We start from the raw sequence: 20213 nt of genomic DNA, 5'->3' as shown, positions 1-20213 counted from the left end.
ATCGGGCGGGCGGGCTTTAAACCAATTCTTTCTGGTAAAAATGCCAGGCCCAACATTCCTGCTATGCCGTTAAAAAATGAAACGTTTTCTAAATGGGGTTGCACTGGCGATCGCCGTATTTGCGATCGCACTTACTCTCCCCAGTTTAGTGCCACCGATGCAGGCTGTCCCTGCACCAATTCTGCTGAGTCAGAATATTAATTTTAGACCTCCAGATTTAATAACCCCCGACAACCGACGAGGAACACCTGCGTTCCTCTCCCCCTGTCCGGTGGATTTATCTATTATTCCTTTAATGCCTCCAACTAATATCGGCTTAACCCTCACAGAGTCGCCGACATTCTTTGCCTATGTCTCTCTCAATTCGACTCAAGTCGAGTTTATTTTGCAAACTGACGATGAAAAACTAACCGAGGTTTACAAAACTACTTTCAAAGTTGACAAGCCCGGGATAGTTGAGGTCAATATTCCTAAAAAAACCGATCGCCAAACATTTATTGAGGTTAAGAAGCGATATCAGTGGTGGTTTTTGGTGGCTTGCGATCCTGACGATCGCTCTTCGGACTATTATGTTAAAGGGTTCGTGCAGCGCATTGCACCGCAGGAAACTCTCAAGAACGATTTGGCAAATCCCGACCCTATGGCGAGGGCGATCGCCTATGCTAAAAATGGGATTTGGTACGATACTATTTCTACCCTAGCCCAAATGCGGCGACAAGCTCCTGACGATCCGATGCTGAAAGCAGAGTGGACGCAATTGTTGAACTCCCAAAAACTAGAATCGATTGCCTATAAACCGCTAGTTCAGTCTTTTTAATCGAGACTATTTAGCCAAATCTAAAATCTAAAATCTAAACTCGCTTGATGACTAATAACTCTCCAACAATTCTCGCCCTTGATTTTGACGGTGTAATTTGTGACGGACTAATCGAATATTTCCAAACCGCTTGGCGTACCTACTGCCAAATCTGGCAACCAGTCGAAATAGTCCCCGATGCAGATTTAGCTTTGAGTTTTTACCGAGTGCGGCCAGCCATCGAAACCGGTTGGGAAATGCCCCTGCTGATTCGCGCACTGCTGACAGGAATTACCGAAGAGCAAATTTTGCTAGACTGGCCAAACATTGTCCCGCAGTTATTGACCGAAAATAATTTAAAAGCCCAGTCTGTCGGCGCAATGTTAGACGGACTGCGCGATAATTGGATTGCTGAGGATTTAGCTGGGTGGCTGTCTTTGCACCGCTTTTATCCAGGAGTAGCCGATCGCCTGCACTCGTTACAGGATAGTTCGGTCAAAGTCGCGATCGTCACCACCAAGGAAGGCCGTTTTGTGCGGGAACTCTTGCAGCTAGCGGGCGTACAAATGCCGTCGGAGTTAATTTTTGGCAAGGAATACAACAAGCCGAAACACCAAATATTGCGGGAATTTTTGGCAGCTTCTGGCAAAGATACGACTATTTGGTTTGTGGAAGATCGGTTAAAAACTTTGGTCTCGGTGAAGCAGCAGCCGGATTTATCTCAGGTGAGGTTGTTTTTGGCTGACTGGGGTTACAATACTTTGACAGAACGGGAATCTGTGGCTCAAAATCCACCTGTTCAATTGCTTTCTCTGTCGCAGTTTGCCGGAGATTTTGTCGATTGGCTGCCTGACGAATGTTGATCTTAGACTTGTTGGGAGGGAGATTTTTTTTCGCTTAGCAGAGTCAAAAAAAATCCCCAAATTTTACACTTTTTTTGTTGACTTTTGCGGCGCTGGTATGGTATTTTTATATAATGGGATGGTTGCAAAAATAATATTTTTAAACATATTCCCATTATGATATAAATATAACAGGAATTCCCCAAAAAATCAAGCATACCGACAAAAAAAATCGATTTTTTTTTGTCGGTGACTGTAATAAAATAGGTTCGTAGTGAGGACTTTAGTCCTTATTTTCCAGGTTCGTAGTGAGGACTTTAGTCCTTCTTTCCAGGTTCGTAGTGAGGACTTTAGTCCTTCTTTTCCCGAGGACTTGCATTCCGAACGATCGCACCAATCTGAGACTTAAAACCAATGCTAGATTTAACTAAAGCAGCCAAAGCAATGCAGGGAATGAGCCAGCATTTGAATGTGGAGGCTTTGGCGGCTCGCCAGCGTTTGCAAGTGGCTCAGAATTTGCTGGAACAGGCGGCAGTGGGACAAGAAAAATTGGTAGAATTGCAAGAGAGTTGGAGCGATCGCACTTTATTCAATGCAGCCACGCCGATCGAGCCATTGTCCGATCGCACCTACATCACCGCACCGCCCGCCGCCCACACAGTCTTCGCCACAGACGGATCGCAAATTTCGCCCAGCCATCACGAAATCGCCTACTGCTACCTGATCAACGTCGGTACAGTCATGCTGCACTACGGGCAAAGCCGCCACCCAGTATTAGACAGCGTGCCCGAAGTTTTCTACAAACCCGAAGACTTGTATGCTTCGCGCCAGTGGGGAATTAGAACCGAAGAGTGGATGGGATACCGGCGCGCCGTTTCCGAAGCCATCGCCCTCGCGGAAATGGGCTGCAATTGGGCAAAATTTAACGACAATCAACTACCCGCGCCAACTTTGGCAATGGTAGATGGTTCCCTGATTTACTGGTTTTTGGAACAATTACCTAGCGAAGCGCGCGATCGAATTTTGCAACCAATTTTAGAAGCTTGGGACAAATTGCGCGTAGCAAAAATTCCCCTATTAGGATACTTGAGCGCTTCTCGCAGCACCGAAAGCTTATCTTTTTTGCGGTTTCAAGCTTGCACCCACGAAGTACCAGACTGCATGACAAACTGCCCCAACGTCGGATTTTCTGCCACCAGTGCTTTCGATGAAAAAGCACCTTGTCAAGAATTTGAACCCCTACGAGATTCCGTCTTGTGGGCCACAATCCTGCTACCCGGACAAAGAAGCCCGTTGTGGAAATCCCACGCTCGAATTTTAGATTTATACGGTCTCAATCCCATCTATTTTTGTTACGTTCATGTTGGCACAGAAATTGCTAGAATAGAAGTTCCGGAATGGGTAGCACAAGATAAGACAGAGCTAGATTTAGCCTTAGGAATGATGCTAGCTCAAGTACACAAAGGCGGCGGCTATCCCGTGACGCTAGCAGAAGCCCACAACCAAGCAGTAGTCACCGGAGGCGATCGAAGTAGCTTTTTTGCTTTGTTAGAGCAGCAAATGATTAAAGCAGGTTTAAAAAATGTCGGTATTTCTAATAAGGAAACCCGGAAGCGCGGTAGTATTGCTTGAATTAAAAATAAGAGTTAAAAATGTTATATGCCAATAGAGTTAATTATCTTAATTGCTTCCTTACTTGTTTCTTGGCTGGTATTTAATTGGGCTTTTAAAGTATTGAAAGCCAGCGTTGGTACAGCGATTGCTCTAGCAGCAATTGTGCTGGCGATGCAGTTATTGTTTGGTATCGGGCCAAATCAACTTTTTCAACACATCACTCACCTGCCACAAACCCTTGGGAAAATAATTTTTGGCAGGTAATCCGATTTTAGATTTCAGATTTTAGATTTCAGATTTGTTCTCTCATCTAAAATCTAAAACCGCAAATCTGCCGACTTTAGGAAAAATATTCCTTTCTCCTTACTTCCTTCTGTCAACTGTCAACTGTCAACTGTCAACTGTCAACTGTCAACTGTCAACCGTCAACCGTCAACTGTCTAACTTCCCAGCATTTGCAGCTTGTACAAACTAGCATACAAACCTTCTTGTTGCAACAACTCTTCGTGGCTGCCAGACTCTACTAACTGCCCGCGTTTGAGCACCAAAATGCGATCGACATTTCGGATAGTCGAGAGCCTGTGAGCAATGATTATAGCCGTTCTGTCCGCCATCAAACGCTCCAGAGCCTCTTGAATCAAAGCTTCCGTTCCCACATCCAAACTAGCAGTCGCCTCGTCGAGCACTAAAATACTGGGGTTGCGAATGGCGGCGCGAGCAAACGCTAACAACTGCTTTTGTCCCCCCGAAAGATTCGTTCCCCTTTCCCGCAATTGCGTGTCATAACCTTGAGGTAATTCTTCAATTAAACGAGCAACATTCGTCTTTTCTGCTGCTGCTCGAATCTCCTCCATCGAGTAACTTTCGCCAAGGCTAATATTGCTCTTCACATCGCCAGCAAATAGAAAGCCATCTTGAATAATAACACCTACGTGTCTCCGCAATTCTGCTTGAGGTAAATCGCGAATATCTATACCATCGATCAGAATCCGTCCTCGGGTGGGCTCGTAAAGGCGGCACAAGAGACGGATGATCGAACTTTTGCCTGCACCAGTAGGGCCAACTAATGCTACTTTTTCGCCGGATTTGATGGTAAAATTGAGGTCTTGCAGAACATATTCGTTTTCTTTGTAAGCAAACCACACATTGTCAAATTGGATTTCTCCGGATGCAGCTTGCTTTGATTGGGCATGAGCAACTAGGGATTTTTGATTGTTAGCTGATAGGCGATATTCAGAAGTTACAGGAGTTTGATTACTTTCTACCAATTCTGGCTCATTTGAAGATAAATTATAAGCAAGTGCCTCTGGATGACCGGCCATCAGCAACGGCGAATAATATTCCCTTCTTCCTGCTTCCCTCTTCCCTCTTCCTTCTTGCTTCTTCCCTCTTCCTTCTTCCTTCTTCCATTTTCCTTCTTCCTTCGCCCCGCTAATTGGATCTTTAATTTCGATCGGTTCGTTGAGAATATCGCTAATCCGTTCGACTGCGGTAAATCCTGCTTGAATAGCCGTAAATTTCTCGGCAAATTGCCGCAGCGGATCGAAGAGACGCTGAGCAAATAAAATGAATGCAGACAGAGTACCAAAGTTAATTGTACCTTGCAGAAGGCTTTGACCGCCCATCCACAAAACGGCTGCAATCGCCACTAAAGCAATCCATTCTAATGTTGCAGATACGGCTGAGTCGTAAAAGATAGTTTTATCAACTGCTTTAATGTAGCATTTATTGGTAACGTTAAACAATTCTGAGTTGAATCTTTCCCGGCGGAATAGCTGCACTACGCCAATACCCGTCAGGTTTTCTTGCAGTTGGGCGTTGAGATCGGAAAGTTCTTCTCTGGTGGTGTAATTTGCTATGCGAAATTGGTTCTGGAAATAAATGATTATGGCGGCAATTGGGATCATCATTAATACCAACATTAAAGCTAGTTGCCATTGCATGGTAAACATGAAAATGGCAATTACTAATATTGAAAATAAATCGCTGACAATCCCGATCGCCCCTGAGGAAAAAACCTCTCCCAAAGCTTCCACGTCACTGGTGAGGCGCGTCATCAATCTGCCTACTGGAGTGCGATCGAAAAATCGCACCGCTAGCGAGGTGACGTGTACAAACAAATCATTTCTAATATCAGTAGTAATAATTTGCCCTACTTTTGTGACTAAATATCCTTGAACTGATTGCAGTCCCAATCTAAATGTTATAGTTAGCATCAGCAAGACTGCCAAAACATTTAATGCAGTAGATAAAGGCAATCCCTGTAAAAATTGATAGGTAGGTTCTGCTCGAATTACCGAAATTGCCTGTCCGATCAGAATCGGTTGAATTGCTCCTGAGACTGCTAGCGGTACTAATAGTGCGATCGAAATAATCAGCAAGCGTTTGCTGCGGGTTGCGTAAGATGCCAACCTCAGGAATAACCGCCAGTCTGTATCGCGGCGGGGTTGGTTTTCGGTGTCTGCTACTGGTGAGGAAATGGTCATTCGATTTTAGATTTTAGATTTTAGATTTTAGATTGCAGAAGCGAGCCTGCTGGTAAATTAGGGGGCTTTTGCTCAGGATAGTGAGCTTTTTTGCTCCGCAGCTTGTAGCGCGGGTGGGCGCTGGAAGTTCGATCGGTCTTTAAGCAGAAAACCTGTAGAATATATCCAAGCAATAATTGTAGCAAATACAGTCAGTTAAATCATGGAATCTTCTACAGCTACAGTAAATTCTTTGTCCCGACAGATAGAAACACCTAGATTGTATCTGAGACAATTTACTCCAGACGATTTAGATGAGCTGTACCGCATCTACAGCGATGCGGAAGTGATGAAGTATCTGAGCGAAGGCGTCAGAAATAAAGAAGAAACAGCAGCAGATTTATTTCAGATAATCGGAGATTGGGAAAAACATGGTTTCGGTTTGTGGGCTGTTGTCAATAAACAAAATAACCAATTGATCGGCGACGGGGGGCTTCGCTTCTTAGGCAAAACATCTGAAGTAGAAGTCGGTTACGTGTTAGCAAAAGCGTATTGGGGGAAAGGTTTAGCATCGGAAGTTGCAGCGGCGACGCTCAAGTATGGATTTGAAGTATTGAAACTAGACAAAGTTGTTGCAGTTGCAGATACCGAAAACAGATCCTCGCGGCGGGTAATGGAAAAAGTGGGGATGAAATACCAGCATAATTTTGACGATTGCGGTCGCGATCGAGTATATTATGCGATCGCAAGACTCTAATATTTTACCTCAAACGAAACCCAACTAAAATATTTTTAGCCAGACAAAATTTGAAATATTAAAGTTGGAGAGAATAGTTGCGATCGCCCGCCCCCAAAATATCGCCTCCCAGCGGGTGATGCAGAAAGTTGGTTTCAAATATGAAAACAACGCTCGTTATTATGAAACTGATGTAGTATGTTATTCAATATCGCGATCGCAATATTCTCAGGAGTAAAAATCTATGCGTAAACTTTTGTTGCAAATAGTGGTGCTAAGTCCAGTAATTTTAACTTTTTGCTGGATGAATCCTAAAAGTGCGATCGCCCTGGAAGTCGATCGCCAAACCAACGCACCAACTCCCACAAATGTCTCTCAATCGGCTGACATTGCACCGAGTAGCTGGGCTTTTCAGGCACTACTATCCTTAGCAAAACGCTACAGTTGCCCGATTGTCGCCCCAGTTGGTACTACTTTAGGCGATCGACCTTTAAAACGCTCTGAGTTTGCGGTAAGTTTAAATAGTTGTTTGGTAAACGTCGATCGGGCGATCGCAGCAGGTACGCCAAAAGTCGGCCCAGAAGATTTAGCCATAGTCCAACGTTTACAGACTGAATTCGCCCCTGAATTAGCGACGCTGCGGGGTAGAGTTGACGCATTAGAAGCTCGTAGTGGTGAATTGGAACAAAATCGAAATCCCCCCCTTTCAGAACCCAATTCTGTACCTTTACCAGCGCCTTCTCCCCAAACAGCCCCTCAGCGAGTGAGACTTAACCTTGACAGTCGCACTTCTGGGAATCTTATAGGACAAGATACATTAAGAACTAGAAATTTTGGCGGCATTAATCAGCCAGTAACTCCACTACCATCACCTACAACCACAGCCTTGCCCGCCCAAACCCAACAATTCGATCGCGAAGGATACAACCGCATTTATGACAACTCCTATCAGCGGGCTAGCAACAACCCGCTTTCCACATTTGGCATCGATGTCGATACAGCATCCTACAGCAATGTCCGACGCTTTATCAACAGCGGCGTGATGCCGCCCAAAGATGCAGTGCGCCTCGAAGAACTAATTAATTACTTTACCTACGACTATCCGCAGCCAAAGGGCGATCAACCTTTTTCAATTAATACAGAAGTCGCCAATGCTCCCTGGAATCCCCAACACAAATTAGTCCACATTGGCTTGCAAGGAAAAAGCATTTCCACCAAAAATTTACCGCCGAACAATCTCGTATTTCTGATCGATGTTTCCGGTTCCATGAATTCGCCCGACAAATTGCCGTTAGTCAAAGCATCTTTGAAATATCTCGTCAGCGAATTGCGAGCCAAAGATAGCGTCACTATTGTAGTCTATGCCGGAGCCGCCGGGTTAGTCTTGCCTCCAACACCGGGCAACCAAAAAGAAAAGATATTAGATAGCATTGACAAGCTAGAAGCAGGTGGTTCTACCGCAGGCGGAGCAGGCATTCAACTAGCCTACAAAGTTGCTAAAGACAACTTTATTAAACAAGGAAACAACCGCGTTATTCTGGCAACGGACGGCGATTTTAATGTTGGCGTTTCCAGCGATGGCGAACTCGTGCGGATGATTGAAGAAAAACGAGAACAAGGAGTCTTTCTGAGCGTCTTGGGATTTGGTACTGGCAATTTGCAAGATGCAAAAATGGAACAGCTAGCCGATAAAGGTAATGGCAATTATGCTTATATCGACAGTTTGTTGGAAGCCAAAAAAGTGCTAGTCACTCAAATGGGAGGCACGCTATTTACCATCGCCAAAGATGTGAAAATTCAAGTAGAGTTCAATCCAGCTAAAGTTCAAGCTTACCGTTTAGTTGGTTACGAAAATAGAGTTTTGCAAAATCAAGACTTTAACGATGACAAAAAAGATGCAGGTGAATTAGGTGCGGGACATTCGGTAACAGCAATTTACGAAATTATTCCGGTTGGTGTCGCCAGCGATGTCAAATTGCCGGAGGTCGATCCATTAAAATATCAACCGAATCCAGCCACTGCTTCTACCTCTCAAACTGATGAATTGATGCAGGTAAAGTTGCGTTACAAAAACCCCAATGAGACAGTGAGTCAGTTAATTACGCAGTCAGTAATCGACAAACCTGTGAAACTAGAAAATGCCTCTGCTAACTTCAGATTTGCTGCTGCTGTAGCTGCTTTCGGGATGGTTTTGAGAGATTCTGAGTACAAGGGAGCAGCTAATTTCGATCAAGTATTGAGACTGGCAAGTCAGGCGAAAGGTGAAGACAAGGAAGGCTATCGGGCAGAGTTCATTCGTTTAGTTGAAAACTGCAAAACGCTAGTAGCAAAGATAGGAGTAAAGTAGTTTTGTAGGGTGTGAGTTACCTTGCTTTTACCCATCTATTTGTTACAAGCCTCGGGTGCATCTCACTTTATGCAAATATATTCGTAGGGGCGAAGCATTTCGGCAATAAATCTCTGGTTATGACTAACAAATTGTTTGCCGAAATGCTTCGCCCTTGCACTCATAGAGATGAACTCCCAGGATATGCCTTCAATTTTCCTGCTAGAATAGTGATTGTCCATCATGCAACAAATAGAAACGGCCAGATTGTATCTGAGACAATTTACGCCAGACGACTTAGACGATCTGTACCGCATCTACAGCGATGCGGAAACAATGAAATACTTGACAGGAGTTAGAACTAGAGAAGCAACAGAAAGCGCCATTCATGCTATGCTCAAACGTTGGGAAGAACACAACTTCGGAATGTGGGCTGTAGTACATAAAATAGATTGTAAAATGATTGGTCGCTGCGGGCTGGCTTTTCTGGACAAGACACCGGAAGTTGAGCTTGGCTATGCGTTTGATAAAGTTTATTGGAATCAAGGATTGGCGACAGAAGCATCTTTTGCTAGTCTAAACTATGGATTTAACATATTAAAGTTGGAGAGAATAGTTGCGATCGCCCGCCCGGAAAATATCGCCTCCCAGCGGGTGATACAGAAAGTTGGCATGAAATATGAAAAAAATGCTCGTTATTACGAAATTGATGTATTGTATTATTCTATTTTTCGAGAAACTTACAAGTCCGCAGTATCTTCGTAGGAAGAATCTGATTTTTGTAAAAAGCATTTTTCTTTGAGTGCTGTCCTGCTCGCGTATTGTACAATACGCGATCGGGGACAGCACTATAAATACCAAACTGAGATGTTCCCTAAATTACTCGCATCACAATCACAAATTAGCATTATTGTCTGCGGACAACTACGAAGTCCGTTGCAATTGCTTGTTAACCTTAATAATCTTCTTGTCAAAATACTCTTTTCTGTGTCCCAATCTTTTAGCCACTTCCAACCCCTTCTGATAAGCTTCCAATGCTTTCTTGTAATCCTTCATTTCCTGATAAACTTGACCGAGATTGTCGTAAGCACTCATCAATCCGTACCAATTGTAAGCCCGTTCTTCCAACAACAACTGCATTTGATAGATTCGCACAGTCGGTTCTAGCTGTTTTTGCGATCGATAAAGCAGTGCTAATTTATCCAAAGCTTCGCTAGCTTGGGCGTACTGTTGAATGGGGACGGCTAAATTGTAGGCTTCCTGATAGTATTGAGCTGCTAAGTTGATTTGACCTATAGTTTGGTAATCGGTGCCGATCGCAATTTTGAGCGGTGGTATCGCAGCCGGGTTTTGCAGGTTGACATACACAGATGCTAGTTTTTCCCGGGCTGCGATCGCCTTTAGGGGCTGTTTCGACTGTTGGTAAACGTAGGCTAACTGTCTCAGAGTATCCACCTCAGTCGGAGGAGTTACAGGCTGTGGTGGCGCGCCATTTCCCGCCGTTACAGCAGAATTTGGTACAGCAGCATTAGCAGCAAATACAGCGCGGTTTTCCTGAATTAAAGTTGCCAATTCCTCATACACGGGAGCCGCTTTATCGTAACTCAGCCAATTGATGTGAACAAGTGCGATCGCCTTTAAAGTCTGACCCTGAGCCAATATATCTTGATTTTGGCGCGCATTTTCGAGGATTTGTTGGTAAACTTCTACGATCGGGCCTTTAGCGCGCACCTGCCCAAAAGCCGCAGCCAAAACCGGAAGCAACTCAGTATTTACCGGCACTTGCGATTTAACTTGTTTGTGAATTGCTTGCAGCCGTTTAGTAATAAGCTGAAGTTCCAGGTTTTTATTGCTACTCCAAGCCACACTTCCCACCCGACTCAAAGCAGCAATTTCCGCCGCCGGGCCAAGATATCGGCGCAGTCGCAATTCTCGAAACCAAATATCAAAAGCACCAGCCCCATCTCCAGCTTGCAGTTTAGCCGCTGCTTCTAAGCTTAGCTTTTCCAAAGCTGCACTCAGATCCTCCCGCTGAGTGCTACTCAAAGATTCAGTAGCGGGTTTTAGGGGATCGGGTGTGGTAAGTTCTAGAGGATTAGGAGAAAATTGATCGAGGGGTGGTGGATTAGTTTGGGCGCTAGCAATTGAACCAGTACACAGCCAGAAAAGCAAGCACCCAATTGGCAAAGAATTTCTCATTCTTAAAATTTGGTTGCCACCATTCGGCAGCCCTGCACGAAACATCAAGTTTTGCATACTTACAAAACGGTATAAATTATGTCACAAAGATGGCACACAAGCCAACTGTTCAACAATAGCAACAAAATAAAACTTACCGCACTGAGCAATTATTGGAATTTACAGGCTTTGGGCGATCCTCTTCGTTGGCGTAGCCCCCGTAGGGGCGGGCTTCGCCAACGCATTTTGCGCCTATTCAGTTTAGCTCTAATTTTCCTAACTGTATGCACAGCTTGCGCGGCCCCTCCCGCCGTTGCTAGAGATCGCTCTTTTCCTGAAATATCCCTAGGCTTTTTGGGCGAGTACCAATTGCCAAAAATCAACTTTGAAGGATCGCCAGTCGGCGGTTTATCAGGCATCACCTACGACGCCAAAGGTATTAGTGGTGTTACTTCCAAGGCTTATCGTTTTTACGCCCTTTCCGACGACAAAAGCGAAAACGGAGAAGCCAGATTTTACAGTCTCCGACTCGATCTTAAATCCAGCGATCCAGCCAATATTAGCCTCGAAAAAGTTTCTGTTGAAGGCGTTACATCCCTCAAAAAAGCAGACGGTGAAACCTTCCTTTGGGGTTCCATCAATCCCGAAGGTATCGCCCTGTCTCCACGGAATTCAGTATTTGTCGCCAGCGAAGCCAGCCCTCCTTTTGTCGGAGAATTTGACCTCACTACCGGGAAATTGCGAGGAAATTTGCCAATTCCCAAGCGTTACATCCCCGATACCAACGATGAACAACAACAGCAAGGAGTCCAGAAAAGTTTAGGTTTTGAATCCTTGAGTATCGACCCAGAAACCTTTAGTCCGGGCGGTTTAGATCCGTTTAGGTTGTTTGCAGCGACAGCAGCGCCGTTAATTCAAGATTTAGACCCAGAACAGGCAAGCAAACTCCGTCTTTTACATTATATCATCGTCGATAAAACTCCGCAATTAGTCTCGGAAAATCTTTACCAGCTAGACGAAGTTCCGATGACTGTTTTGAACGAATTAACAGAATTGGTAACGATTGGTGGAGGTCAATTTTTGAGTTTAGAGCGTTCCTTTGGGATATCGGGATACGGTGCTAAAATTTATCAAGTAGCTGTTGGGGCGGCGACAGATACTTCTAGAATCGAAAGTTTTAAGGGGCAACTAGGAATGGTTGAACCTGTGAGGAAAAAGTTACTATTAGACTTGAATGAACTCGGAATTCCGCTGTACAATTTAGAGGGAATGACTCTCGGCCCGCGTTTGCCAGATGGTAGCCAAAGTGTGGTTTTGGTGAGCGATGATAATTTTGAGGAAGCTCAGAAAACTCAGTTTATTTTGTTGAGTTTAAAAGGTAAAATTTAGGATGATGATGGGGAGCATCTCAGTTTTGCATTTAATAGTGCGAGCGTCCCCGCTCGCGAGTCCTGCAATACTCGCGAGCGGGGACGCTCGCACTACAATAAAAAATATTTTTTGCAACAATGAGATGCTCCCTGATGATGTTTGGTATCAGCAACCTATTGGCTCGGAGTCATTGGTTTGCTAGCAAGTTTTTTGGTGAGCATTTTAGTCCTAGTTTATGGATGCGGACTAAAGTCCTCACTACAAACCTTTTGCGTATTCATGAAATTAGTCAAAAAATGGGTTTTTCAACTTATTCTATATGCCTGCACGCCACAGTTTAAAATTACCAGATATCGAACTTTTTTATCTAGAATGGAACTCACAAACAGGGACAGAAAAAGTTCCGCGTTTGCTACTGTTGCACGGTTTAGCAGATAGTGGGTGTGTCTGGACGAGCTTGGGCAATTACTTGTCGAACCGCTATCATATTGTAGCGCCAGATATGCGCGGCCACGGAGAGAGTGACAAACCGGAAACCGGCTATACTTTTGCAAGGGCGATCGCAGATTTGGAAGCTTTGATGGCACACCTCAACTGGCAAAATGCCCACATTGTCGGACATTCTTGGACGGGAAAACTAACATTAATTTGGGCGCGGCAAAATGGCGATCGCATTTCGAGTATGATTTTAGTAGACCCAATCTTCATCAGCAAACTGCCCGCTGTGATGAAACTCAGTCTACCAATAGTTTACCGGAAATTAGACTGTCTCAAATGTATGGGCCCGTTTGCAACTTTAGCCCAAGCCGAAGCAGCCGCCAAACAATCGGGAGAATACGCAGGTTGGAGTGAAGTGCAACAAATGATCTTCCAAAACCAAATCGAACAAAAATTAGATGGAAGTTGGGGAAGTAAATTTGTGATTCCCGCCAGAAATCAGATATTTACCGAAGTGATGGAAGTTGCCGGTTTAACGGAAAATATTGATATTCCTACTTTGTTTGTACAGCCGGAAACAGGCGTAAATCGCATGGATTGGCAAATGCAGCCCTACAAAACATACTTGCAAAATCTGACAATTGTCAAAGTACCGGGGAATCACTGGTGTTTTTTGACTCAACCGGATAGTTTCAATCAAACCGTGGCAGATTTTTTAGAGGGCGCAACACTGTGAATTTAGAAATTATTGCACATCGGGGATTTTCGGCGATCGCCCCTGAGAACACTTTAGCAGCATTTTCCAGGGCGATCGCCCGCAAAGCCGATTCGATCGAGTTTGACATCCAGCTATCGGCTGACGGTGTGCCCGTCGTTTTCCACGACGCCACGCTGGATAGAATCACCGGAGTTTCTGGTAAAGTCAGGGAAACAAACCTGTCAGACTTGCAGAAACTCAATGCTGGTAAATGGTTCAGCGATGAATTTTCACGGGAAAAAATCCCCACCTTCAAAGAAGCCTTAGCTATCCTCAAGAATGTTGACAAATTTCTCTATTTTGATGTCAAGCCTCACTGCGAATGGTCGGATACAGAAGTTGCGGAGTTTGTCAATACTTTGCACCGTGCAGGAATTCAAGAAAAATGCGTTATTACCTCGTTTAGCGACAAATTTCTCGGACAAGTGCGGCGGCTAAATGGCGATTTGGCGATCGGACACATCGTTGCTAATCTAGAAGCATATAAAACTCAATTGTCTCAAGCTGTCGCCCATCGCGATAACTTGATTACCAGCCTGTATCGTGTTTTATTGGAAAATCCCGCACTAATTCCAGAAACCCGCAATCAAGGAGTTGACATTGTAGCGTGGACAGTGGACGATCGCGCAAATATGCAAAAGTTAATTGATTTGGGTGTAACTCGGATTGTCACTAATTGTTTGATATGATTTGTATCACTTGACATCTTGCACCACGATCGAGAACGGGCAAGATGCCCGTTCCACAAAACTCATTGCCTGTTCCACAAAACTCAATTAATAGATGAATTATTTTCGCCAAAGCATCCACGAAATGTCCGGTTACGTACCGGGAGAACAGCCACCGCTTGGCACAAAAATTATTAAACTAAATTCTAATGAAAATCCCTATCCGCCTTCTCCAAAAGCTTTAAAAATGCTTCAGGAAATAGACCCAGAAATGCTGCGGCGCTATCCAGATCCAACTGGTAAAAGTTTCCGCATCGCCGCTAGTAAAGCTTTGGGGGTTCCTGAAGATTGGATTTTGGTAGGTAACGGTAGCGATGATTTATTAAATTTGATAGTTCGTGCTGTGGGCGAAGCTGGGAAACCCGTTGTTTGTCCCTCACCTACCTATGTATTGTACCGCACGTTGGCAGAAATTCAAGATGCAAAATTTGTCGAAGTTCCCTATCCAGATGACTACAAATTACCCGTTAATTTGCTAATAGCAGCTAAAGGTGCTGTGACATTTATAGCTTCGCCAAACAGTCCGTCGGGAACAGCGATATCTGTGGCAGATTTGGAGAAACTTGCTCAAGAATTATCCGGCATTCTGGTCATTGATGAAGCTTATGTAGATTTTGCCGAAAATAATGCTTTGGAATTGACCAAAAAGTACAGTAATGTTATAATTTTGAGAACGCTTTCCAAAGGTTATTCCCTAGCAGGATTGAGATTAGGTTTTGCGATCGCAAATCCGGCACTGTTGGCTGAATTAAATAAAATCAAAGACAGCTACAATGTTGATGCTATAGCCTATGCGGTGGCGGCGGGGGCGATCGCAGATTCAGACCACAAAACAGCCAACGCCGACAAAATCAAGGCTTCCAGAGCAAAACTAGCCGTTAGTTTCCAGGACTTAGGCTTTGAAGTTTGGCGATCGCAAACCAACTTTTTGTTAGTCAGGCCGCCCAACGGCGATGCAGAAAGGATTTATCAAACACTCAAAGAACGGGGAATATTGATTCGATACTTCAATCAGCCGCGATTGGACGATAAATTGCGAATTAGTATAGGTACAGAAGAACAGAATCAAATATTACTTAAAACCTTGAAAGAAATCCTCTAGATAACCAGGTTCGTAGTGAGGACTTCAGTCCGCATCAGGTTCGTAGTGAGGACTTCAGTCCGCATCTATCGGAGGACTCGCATTCCTCACTACCAACCGTTTGATTATGGATAATTATTAGGATTGTCGATCGCCAATCCGGCAGACTGAGCAATATTCAGCAGTCTGTTGTCAGCCGAAACAAAAACCAGTTGAGTTTCCGACACCGAAATGAGAGTAGATTGAAACCGCAAAGCTGATGCTAACTGCACAGAATCATAAGCCCGCAGCGGATGCTGAATCACCAATTCGGTGGCTGTTTCTATCAAAGTTGGATTTATATCTATGACTCGGTATTCATTTTCAAAATCCTCCCTAACTTTTTGCACAATTAAATCAAAGCGCTCCGCAGACAAACTTCCATCCCGCAGACGGCGTGCAAAGGCGCTGTGTACCTCCACCCAAGTAATCTGGCTAATAACTAAATCGCTGTTGGTAGCAGGATCAGTAATCGATAAAATCCAGTCACTGCCTATTTCAGGCACATATCGTTTGACTAAAGCGCTAGTATCGAGAAAATAAGCATTTACCACGGGCCACGATCCTCGATAATGATTTCTGACAGAGGCTTACCTGGTAGCGGTTCCATTTTTTTCATCAATTCGCGCCACTGCTGCTCGCGTTTGATTAATTCGCCTCGATCGAGCTTATTCTGTTTTTTGGGAAAACGCACCAATCCTCGTACATCCATCAACTTAATCGCCTTTTCGCGATCGTCCTTCAATTCTTCCAGCGAAACATCAGCTACAATGTTAATTTGTACAGTTGCCCCATCTTGGAAAGACACGGAACTCAAGGGTCGAAAAACTCCGTTTTCGTAGACAGCAGTAATAGTTTCTGGCATAATTAGCCTCTAAATTAAATGCTTAGACTTATTGTACTTCTTTTATAGCTTGAAGTAGGGTGCGTCAGCTACGATTATTTTTGCTACAAATAAACAATCTCAAAACTGACGCACCCGATCGCCAATGGTGCGTCAGAATCATACTTTCGGTGGTGATTTATCATCTCAAAACTGACGCACCCTACCACTAAAATCATCTTATACCAGTTTTTTATGAGGCTGCATAGAATTCCGATCCCCCCTAGCCCCCCTGGTTGTAGGGTGGGACAGGAAGCGCTCAAAGTCCCCCTTCTTAAGGGGGATTTAGGGGGATCGAGATATATGCAACTTCACATTAAATTGGTATTACTTCGTGGCCACCACAGCCAAATTCCAAGCCAACCGCTTCATCAAAGGCAACTTCTTCAAAAACCCATCCAACCCTTCCAAACGAGAATATTCCGGCTTCAATCTCTCTTGTTCGATAATAATCTTCTTCCAATAACGCTCATCATTCGGATGCACTTTTTCGATTAAATAAAAGCGCAAAAAGATCCACAACGATGTCAACCAAAACGTATCGTAAGCCGTCTCCGAAAACAAAGACTTGACAAGTTTGACAATATTAATGTCCAAAGGAGTTTCATCCTCAGTCCGCACCTCGGTCGCCATTCTGCGGTAAACATTAATCACCGGATTGTGCTTCATCGGGTCCCAAAAACAAGCTTTGCCGCCCGGTTTCAGGACGCGGTACATTTCGCGAATCGCTTTTTCTGGTTCCGGCAAATGGTGCAACAAATTGGAAGCGTAAACAATATCAAAACTGTTGTCTGGGAAATCCAGCGCCATGGCATTCACCGTACAACCTTCGATTGTTACGCCATTTATCTCTGCCAATTTCATGGCCACTTCCACCATGCCCTCAGAATAATCAGCCGCCACACAATGTGCACCTTTCTTCGCAAAATAAATGCTATTTTCTCCGGCGCCACAGCCTAAATCCAAGAGGCGTTTACCCGTGACATCGCCCATGTGCTGGACGATGAATCTATTTTCTGGGGCGGTGCAAGCTTCAAAGTAATCGTTGACACGGATGCCGTCAACATCGATTGTGGATGCCCAAGCATCGTGGAATTGTCGCTCTTTTTTTAAAGTTTCGTCTTGCATTTTTTTAATGTTTGTTGTTGGTAAAAAAAAATGAAACCGCAGATGAACGCGGATTAACGCAGATTTATTGAGATTTATCTGCTTCGATGGGCGTTCGCCTGCGGTGTATTTTAGCAAGGATGGCTGAGAATCAATTTATCAGCGCTGTGCTTCGGCGACAACTTGATTCGCGATCGCAGTTGGCTGTTCGGAGGATTTTTCAGGATTAGGCTGCAATGACACGTACAGCCGATTTAAGGCGCTGATGTATGCTTCGGCGGAGGCGACGATGATGTCAGTATTGGCTGAGTGTCCAGAAAATACTTTCCCTTCGTGGCGCAAGCGAATTGTTACTTCGCCGATCGCATCTATGCCCGCTGTTACCGATTGTACAGAAAACTCGATCAACTCGTTTGGTACGTTTACCACGCGGTTAATCGCCCTGTAAATCGCATCTACAGGGCCGGTGCCGATCGCAGCATCGGTCAATTCTTCGCCCGCCGGATTCCGCACAGTAACCGTGGCTGTCGGCCGCGATTTGTCCCCGCAGGAAACCTGTACCAATTCTAACCGGAAAAGTTCGGGAGCTTGGTGGACTTCGTTATTGGCGATCGCCTCCAAATCCCAATCGGTAATCTCTTTTTTCTTGTCGGCTAAATCTTTAAACTTGACAAAAGCCTTATTTAGCTCATCATCTGCCATTTCAAAACCCAACTCTTTCAAGCGAGTTTGAAATGCGTGGCGGCCGGATAATTTGCCCAAGATAATTTGATTTTCCGTTAAGCCGATCGACTCAGCGTCCATAATCTCGTATGTCAGCTTATTTTTCAGCACCCCGTCTTGGTGAATTCCCGACTCGTGGGCGAAAGCATTTGCTCCCACAATCGCCTTATTTGGCTGCACCAACATCCCAGTCAAATTGGAAACCAAGCGGGAAGTTTTGTAAATTTGGCGCGAGTCAATATTTGTCAGGGGTTCGTCAGAATCCGCAGGTCTTCCCAAGAACGGATTAAAATATTGGCGCCGCACGTAAAGCGCCATTACCAACTCTTCCAAAGCCGCATTTCCCGCCCGTTCCCCAATCCCGTTAATCGTGCATTCCAACTGTCTGGCGCCATTTTTTACAGCTTCCAAAAAGTTAGCAACCGCCAATCCTAAGTCATTGTGACCGTGAACCGAGATGATTGCCCGATCGATATTCGGCACATTTTCCTTAATTCCCCGAATCAAATCCCCATACTCGCTGGGAGTTGTGTAGCCCACAGTATCGGGAATATTCACAGTAGTCGCCCCGGCCTCGATCGCCCTTTCTAGAACCTGATACAAAAATTCGCGATCGGAACGACAAGCATCCTCCGGCGAAAACTCCACATCATCCACAAAAGACTTAGCATAATCCACCATTTCCGGCACAATTTCCAGAACCTCAGCCCGCGTCTTTTTCAGCTTATATTCCAAGTGAATATCAGACGTAGCCAGAAACGTATGAATTCGCGAATTTACCGCTGGTTTAATCGCCTCGGCTGCTGTTTTAATATCCGGCTTGCGCGCCCTTGCCAAACCGCAAATTGTCGGCCCATCTTCCGTCCCAACAGTCCGAGCTATTTTTTGGACAGCCTCAAAATCTCCCGTGCTAGTGAAAGGGAAACCTGCTTCAATCACATCCACGCCCAATCGCGCTAACTGACGGGCAATAGTTAGCTTTTCGTCCCCATTCAAAGATGCCCCCGGAGATTGTTCTCCGTCCCGCAAAGTCGTATCAAAAATAATAATCCGGTCTTGACTTGGTTGAGTTTTCATAGCTCTAAAAAAGTGTTGTCCTGATTTTTACTTGTCCCCTATTCTGGGCAATTAGTGCCAGTCACCAGTCTGGTGTTTCGCGCCCATAACGAATAATTAATAATCAATAACCCATAACGCCTGACTAATGACTGATGACCAATAACTAATGATTAATGAAATCGGACTGGTTCGGGTGTCAACTGTCAACTGTCAACTGTCAACTGTCAACTGACTAATAATCCATTTTCTCAATATGTTCCCGAATTTCATTTAGGTCTATATACCTATCAGTAGCATTTCGCAATTCTCTAGCAATCATTCCTTCGGTAGATACCACAGTAATGTGAGTATTTTTCGATCGCAGTAGCTCGATCGCCCTCTCAAAATCTCCATCCCCGCTAAATAGCACAACTTGGTCGTACTGATCCACCGTATTAAACATATCAACCACAATTTCTATGTCTAAATTAGCCTTTTGAGAATATCGGCCCGAAGCATCATCGTAATATTCCTTAAGAATCTTAGTGCGAACCGTGTAACCCAGACTGATCAAAGCATCTCGAAATCCCCTTTGATCTTGGGGGTCTTTCAAACCCGTATACCAGAAAGCATTGATCAAGATGACATTTGGCTGCGAAGTTTTGAAATATTCGAGCACCCTGCGTGGATCAAAAAACCAGCCGTTCTTTTGTTGAGCGTAGAACATATTGTTCCCGTCCACAAAAATAGAAAGGCGGTTCATTAAGTTTGTCATAGAACTTAGACCTAATAATTGTAGAAAGAAGTTAATCTAAATATCACATTTTAGCAATATGGAGCTAACTGAGGCAATAGATTAAACTTCAGAAAACTCCATCCCCCCAGTATTTCATATTTTTGCCTCTACCGCCAGAGGGCTCTTTTAGGGGTGCTTGGATTCGATCGACCAACCTTCAAAAACCCGACTCTCAGTAACTCGGTAGAGGCTGTGGTTTGAACCTCCCCAGGGCTAAAGCGACGGGGATTCGGGCCCACCCAAAAGGGCGACAGTGGGACATTCAAATATCCCTCTAGACCCTCAAGCTTGTGGC

The 20213-nt window shown here is 44.6% G+C and carries 20 protein-coding genes; 12 read left to right on the top strand and 8 right to left on the bottom strand.

Annotated elements, in window-relative coordinates; translation table 11 throughout:
* The first annotated feature begins 76 nt into the window (after window positions 1–76).
* From JGK07_RS23430 to JGK07_RS23415, 4 genes are all read left to right on the top strand, one after another.
* On the top strand, window positions 77–817 hold the full coding sequence (locus tag JGK07_RS23430) for a DUF928 domain-containing protein (RefSeq protein WP_293225680.1): 741 nt from the start codon (window positions 77–79) through the stop codon (window positions 815–817).
* A gap of 47 nt (window positions 818–864) precedes the next feature.
* Window positions 865–1659 (top strand): HAD family hydrolase, encoded by a 795-nt coding sequence (locus tag JGK07_RS23425; RefSeq protein ID WP_293198125.1) that lies wholly within the window; start codon window positions 865–867, stop codon window positions 1657–1659.
* Between the two features lie 393 nt (window positions 1660–2052).
* Entirely contained in the window at window positions 2053–3270 is a 1218-nt protein-coding gene (locus JGK07_RS23420; protein WP_293180158.1) for a DNA double-strand break repair nuclease NurA, read from the top strand.
* A gap of 27 nt (window positions 3271–3297) precedes the next feature.
* On the top strand, window positions 3298–3516 hold the full coding sequence (locus JGK07_RS23415) for a hypothetical protein (RefSeq protein ID WP_293180155.1): 219 nt from the start codon (window positions 3298–3300) through the stop codon (window positions 3514–3516).
* A gap of 176 nt (window positions 3517–3692) precedes the next feature.
* Here JGK07_RS23415 and JGK07_RS23410 read toward each other — a convergent pair whose 3' ends face one another.
* Window positions 3693–5738, bottom strand: coding sequence for an ABC transporter ATP-binding protein (locus JGK07_RS23410; protein ID WP_293180152.1), 2046 nt, complete (start codon window positions 5736–5738; stop codon window positions 3693–3695).
* 202 nt (window positions 5739–5940) lie between these two features.
* Here JGK07_RS23410 and JGK07_RS23405 point away from each other — a divergent pair, with 202 nt between their 5' ends.
* The 4 genes from JGK07_RS23405 (at window position 5941) to JGK07_RS23390 (ending at window position 9544) form a co-directional block, all read left to right on the top strand.
* Window positions 5941–6474 (top strand): GNAT family N-acetyltransferase, encoded by a 534-nt coding sequence (locus JGK07_RS23405; protein ID WP_293180149.1) that lies wholly within the window; start codon window positions 5941–5943, stop codon window positions 6472–6474.
* A 31-nt stretch (window positions 6475–6505) separates the two neighbouring features.
* Entirely contained in the window at window positions 6506–6691 is a 186-nt protein-coding gene (locus JGK07_RS23400) for a GNAT family protein (RefSeq protein ID WP_363319739.1), read from the top strand.
* A 6-nt stretch (window positions 6692–6697) separates the two neighbouring features.
* On the top strand, window positions 6698–8800 hold the full coding sequence (locus tag JGK07_RS23395) for a VWA domain-containing protein (RefSeq protein WP_293180146.1): 2103 nt from the start codon (window positions 6698–6700) through the stop codon (window positions 8798–8800).
* A 222-nt stretch (window positions 8801–9022) separates the two neighbouring features.
* Window positions 9023–9544 carry a GNAT family N-acetyltransferase gene (locus JGK07_RS23390; RefSeq protein ID WP_293192853.1) on the top strand — a complete coding sequence of 174 codons (522 nt, stop codon included), beginning with the start codon at window positions 9023–9025 and terminating at the stop codon, window positions 9542–9544.
* A 159-nt stretch (window positions 9545–9703) separates the two neighbouring features.
* On the opposite strand, the gene JGK07_RS23385 is transcribed toward JGK07_RS23390, so the two are convergent.
* A complete protein-coding gene (locus JGK07_RS23385; protein WP_293198117.1) occupies window positions 9704–11023 on the bottom strand; it encodes a lipopolysaccharide assembly protein LapB in 1320 nt (439 codons plus the stop codon).
* Window positions 11024–11056: 33 nt separating this feature from the next.
* Here JGK07_RS23385 and JGK07_RS23380 point away from each other — a divergent pair, with 33 nt between their 5' ends.
* The 4 genes from JGK07_RS23380 to hisC all read left to right on the top strand — a co-directional run bounded on the left by JGK07_RS23380 (window position 11057) and on the right by hisC (window position 15353).
* Entirely contained in the window at window positions 11057–12346 is a 1290-nt protein-coding gene (locus JGK07_RS23380) for an esterase-like activity of phytase family protein (RefSeq protein ID WP_293242912.1), read from the top strand.
* 301 nt (window positions 12347–12647) lie between these two features.
* Window positions 12648–13502, top strand: coding sequence for an alpha/beta hydrolase (locus tag JGK07_RS23375; protein ID WP_293242909.1), 855 nt, complete (start codon window positions 12648–12650; stop codon window positions 13500–13502).
* Window positions 13499–14212 (top strand): glycerophosphodiester phosphodiesterase family protein, encoded by a 714-nt coding sequence (locus JGK07_RS23370; RefSeq protein ID WP_293242906.1) that lies wholly within the window; start codon window positions 13499–13501, stop codon window positions 14210–14212. Before JGK07_RS23375 ends, JGK07_RS23370 begins: the two co-directional genes overlap by 4 nt.
* Window positions 14213–14306: 94 nt before the next feature.
* Complete coding sequence (gene hisC, locus JGK07_RS23365; RefSeq protein WP_293242904.1) at window positions 14307–15353, top strand: histidinol-phosphate transaminase; 1047 nt, start codon at window positions 14307–14309, stop codon at window positions 15351–15353.
* A gap of 104 nt (window positions 15354–15457) precedes the next feature.
* On the opposite strand, the gene JGK07_RS23360 is transcribed toward hisC, so the two are convergent.
* The 6 genes from JGK07_RS23360 to JGK07_RS23335 all read right to left on the bottom strand — a co-directional run.
* The gene (locus tag JGK07_RS23360; protein ID WP_293203445.1) at window positions 15458–15925 is read right to left on the bottom strand and encodes a type II toxin-antitoxin system VapC family toxin; all 468 of its coding nucleotides are present in this window, start codon (window positions 15923–15925) and stop codon (window positions 15458–15460) included.
* Complete coding sequence (locus JGK07_RS23355) at window positions 15919–16236, bottom strand: antitoxin family protein (protein ID WP_293203443.1); 318 nt, start codon at window positions 16234–16236, stop codon at window positions 15919–15921. The genes JGK07_RS23360 and JGK07_RS23355 overlap by 7 nt, the downstream gene beginning before the upstream one ends.
* Before the next feature lie 345 nt (window positions 16237–16581).
* Window positions 16582–17382 (bottom strand): class I SAM-dependent methyltransferase, encoded by an 801-nt coding sequence (locus tag JGK07_RS23350; RefSeq protein WP_293180119.1) that lies wholly within the window; start codon window positions 17380–17382, stop codon window positions 16582–16584.
* A gap of 138 nt (window positions 17383–17520) precedes the next feature.
* Window positions 17521–19161 (bottom strand): 2-isopropylmalate synthase, encoded by a 1641-nt coding sequence (locus JGK07_RS23345; protein ID WP_293180116.1) that lies wholly within the window; start codon window positions 19159–19161, stop codon window positions 17521–17523.
* A gap of 214 nt (window positions 19162–19375) precedes the next feature.
* Window positions 19376–19897 (bottom strand): NYN domain-containing protein, encoded by a 522-nt coding sequence (locus JGK07_RS23340; RefSeq protein ID WP_006633075.1) that lies wholly within the window; start codon window positions 19895–19897, stop codon window positions 19376–19378.
* Window positions 19898–20025: 128 nt separating this feature from the next.
* The coding region (locus tag JGK07_RS23335) for a hypothetical protein (RefSeq protein ID WP_293180113.1) at window positions 20026–20213 on the bottom strand (188 nt) is incomplete at its 5' end.

The sequence above is a fragment of the Microcoleus sp. PH2017_24_DOB_U_A genome (assembly GCF_020738205.1).
In the GTDB taxonomy this organism is placed as follows: domain Bacteria; phylum Cyanobacteriota; class Cyanobacteriia; order Cyanobacteriales; family Microcoleaceae; genus Microcoleus.
This window is presented reverse-complemented; position numbering and strand designations above follow the sequence as displayed.

What these genes read in the sequence shown, in the direction of transcription:
- JGK07_RS23355 (WP_293203443.1), bottom strand. Translation starts at nt 16,236, where the DNA reads ATGCCAGAAACTATTACTGCTGTCTACGAAAACGGAGTTTTTCGACCC.
- JGK07_RS23395 (WP_293180146.1), top strand. Translation starts at nt 6,698, where the DNA reads ATGCGTAAACTTTTGTTGCAAATAGTGGTGCTAAGTCCAGTAATTTTA.
- JGK07_RS23350 (WP_293180119.1), bottom strand. Translation starts at nt 17,382, where the DNA reads ATGCAAGACGAAACTTTAAAAAAAGAGCGACAATTCCACGATGCTTGG.
- JGK07_RS23410 (WP_293180152.1), bottom strand. Translation starts at nt 5,738, where the DNA reads ATGACCATTTCCTCACCAGTAGCAGACACCGAAAACCAACCCCGCCGC.
- JGK07_RS23380 (WP_293242912.1), top strand. Translation starts at nt 11,057, where the DNA reads ATGTCACAAAGATGGCACACAAGCCAACTGTTCAACAATAGCAACAAA.
- JGK07_RS23425 (WP_293198125.1), top strand. Translation starts at nt 865, where the DNA reads ATGACTAATAACTCTCCAACAATTCTCGCCCTTGATTTTGACGGTGTA.
- JGK07_RS23415 (WP_293180155.1), top strand. Translation starts at nt 3,298, where the DNA reads ATGCCAATAGAGTTAATTATCTTAATTGCTTCCTTACTTGTTTCTTGG.
- JGK07_RS23390 (WP_293192853.1), top strand. Translation starts at nt 9,023, where the DNA reads ATGCAACAAATAGAAACGGCCAGATTGTATCTGAGACAATTTACGCCA.
- hisC (WP_293242904.1), top strand. Translation starts at nt 14,307, where the DNA reads ATGAATTATTTTCGCCAAAGCATCCACGAAATGTCCGGTTACGTACCG.
- JGK07_RS23430 (WP_293225680.1), top strand. Translation starts at nt 77, where the DNA reads ATGAAACGTTTTCTAAATGGGGTTGCACTGGCGATCGCCGTATTTGCG.
- JGK07_RS23340 (WP_006633075.1), bottom strand. Translation starts at nt 19,897, where the DNA reads ATGACAAACTTAATGAACCGCCTTTCTATTTTTGTGGACGGGAACAAT.
- JGK07_RS23375 (WP_293242909.1), top strand. Translation starts at nt 12,648, where the DNA reads ATGCCTGCACGCCACAGTTTAAAATTACCAGATATCGAACTTTTTTAT.
- JGK07_RS23405 (WP_293180149.1), top strand. Translation starts at nt 5,941, where the DNA reads ATGGAATCTTCTACAGCTACAGTAAATTCTTTGTCCCGACAGATAGAA.
- JGK07_RS23385 (WP_293198117.1), bottom strand. Translation starts at nt 11,023, where the DNA reads ATGTTTCGTGCAGGGCTGCCGAATGGTGGCAACCAAATTTTAAGAATG.
- JGK07_RS23345 (WP_293180116.1), bottom strand. Translation starts at nt 19,161, where the DNA reads ATGAAAACTCAACCAAGTCAAGACCGGATTATTATTTTTGATACGACT.
- JGK07_RS23420 (WP_293180158.1), top strand. Translation starts at nt 2,053, where the DNA reads ATGCTAGATTTAACTAAAGCAGCCAAAGCAATGCAGGGAATGAGCCAG.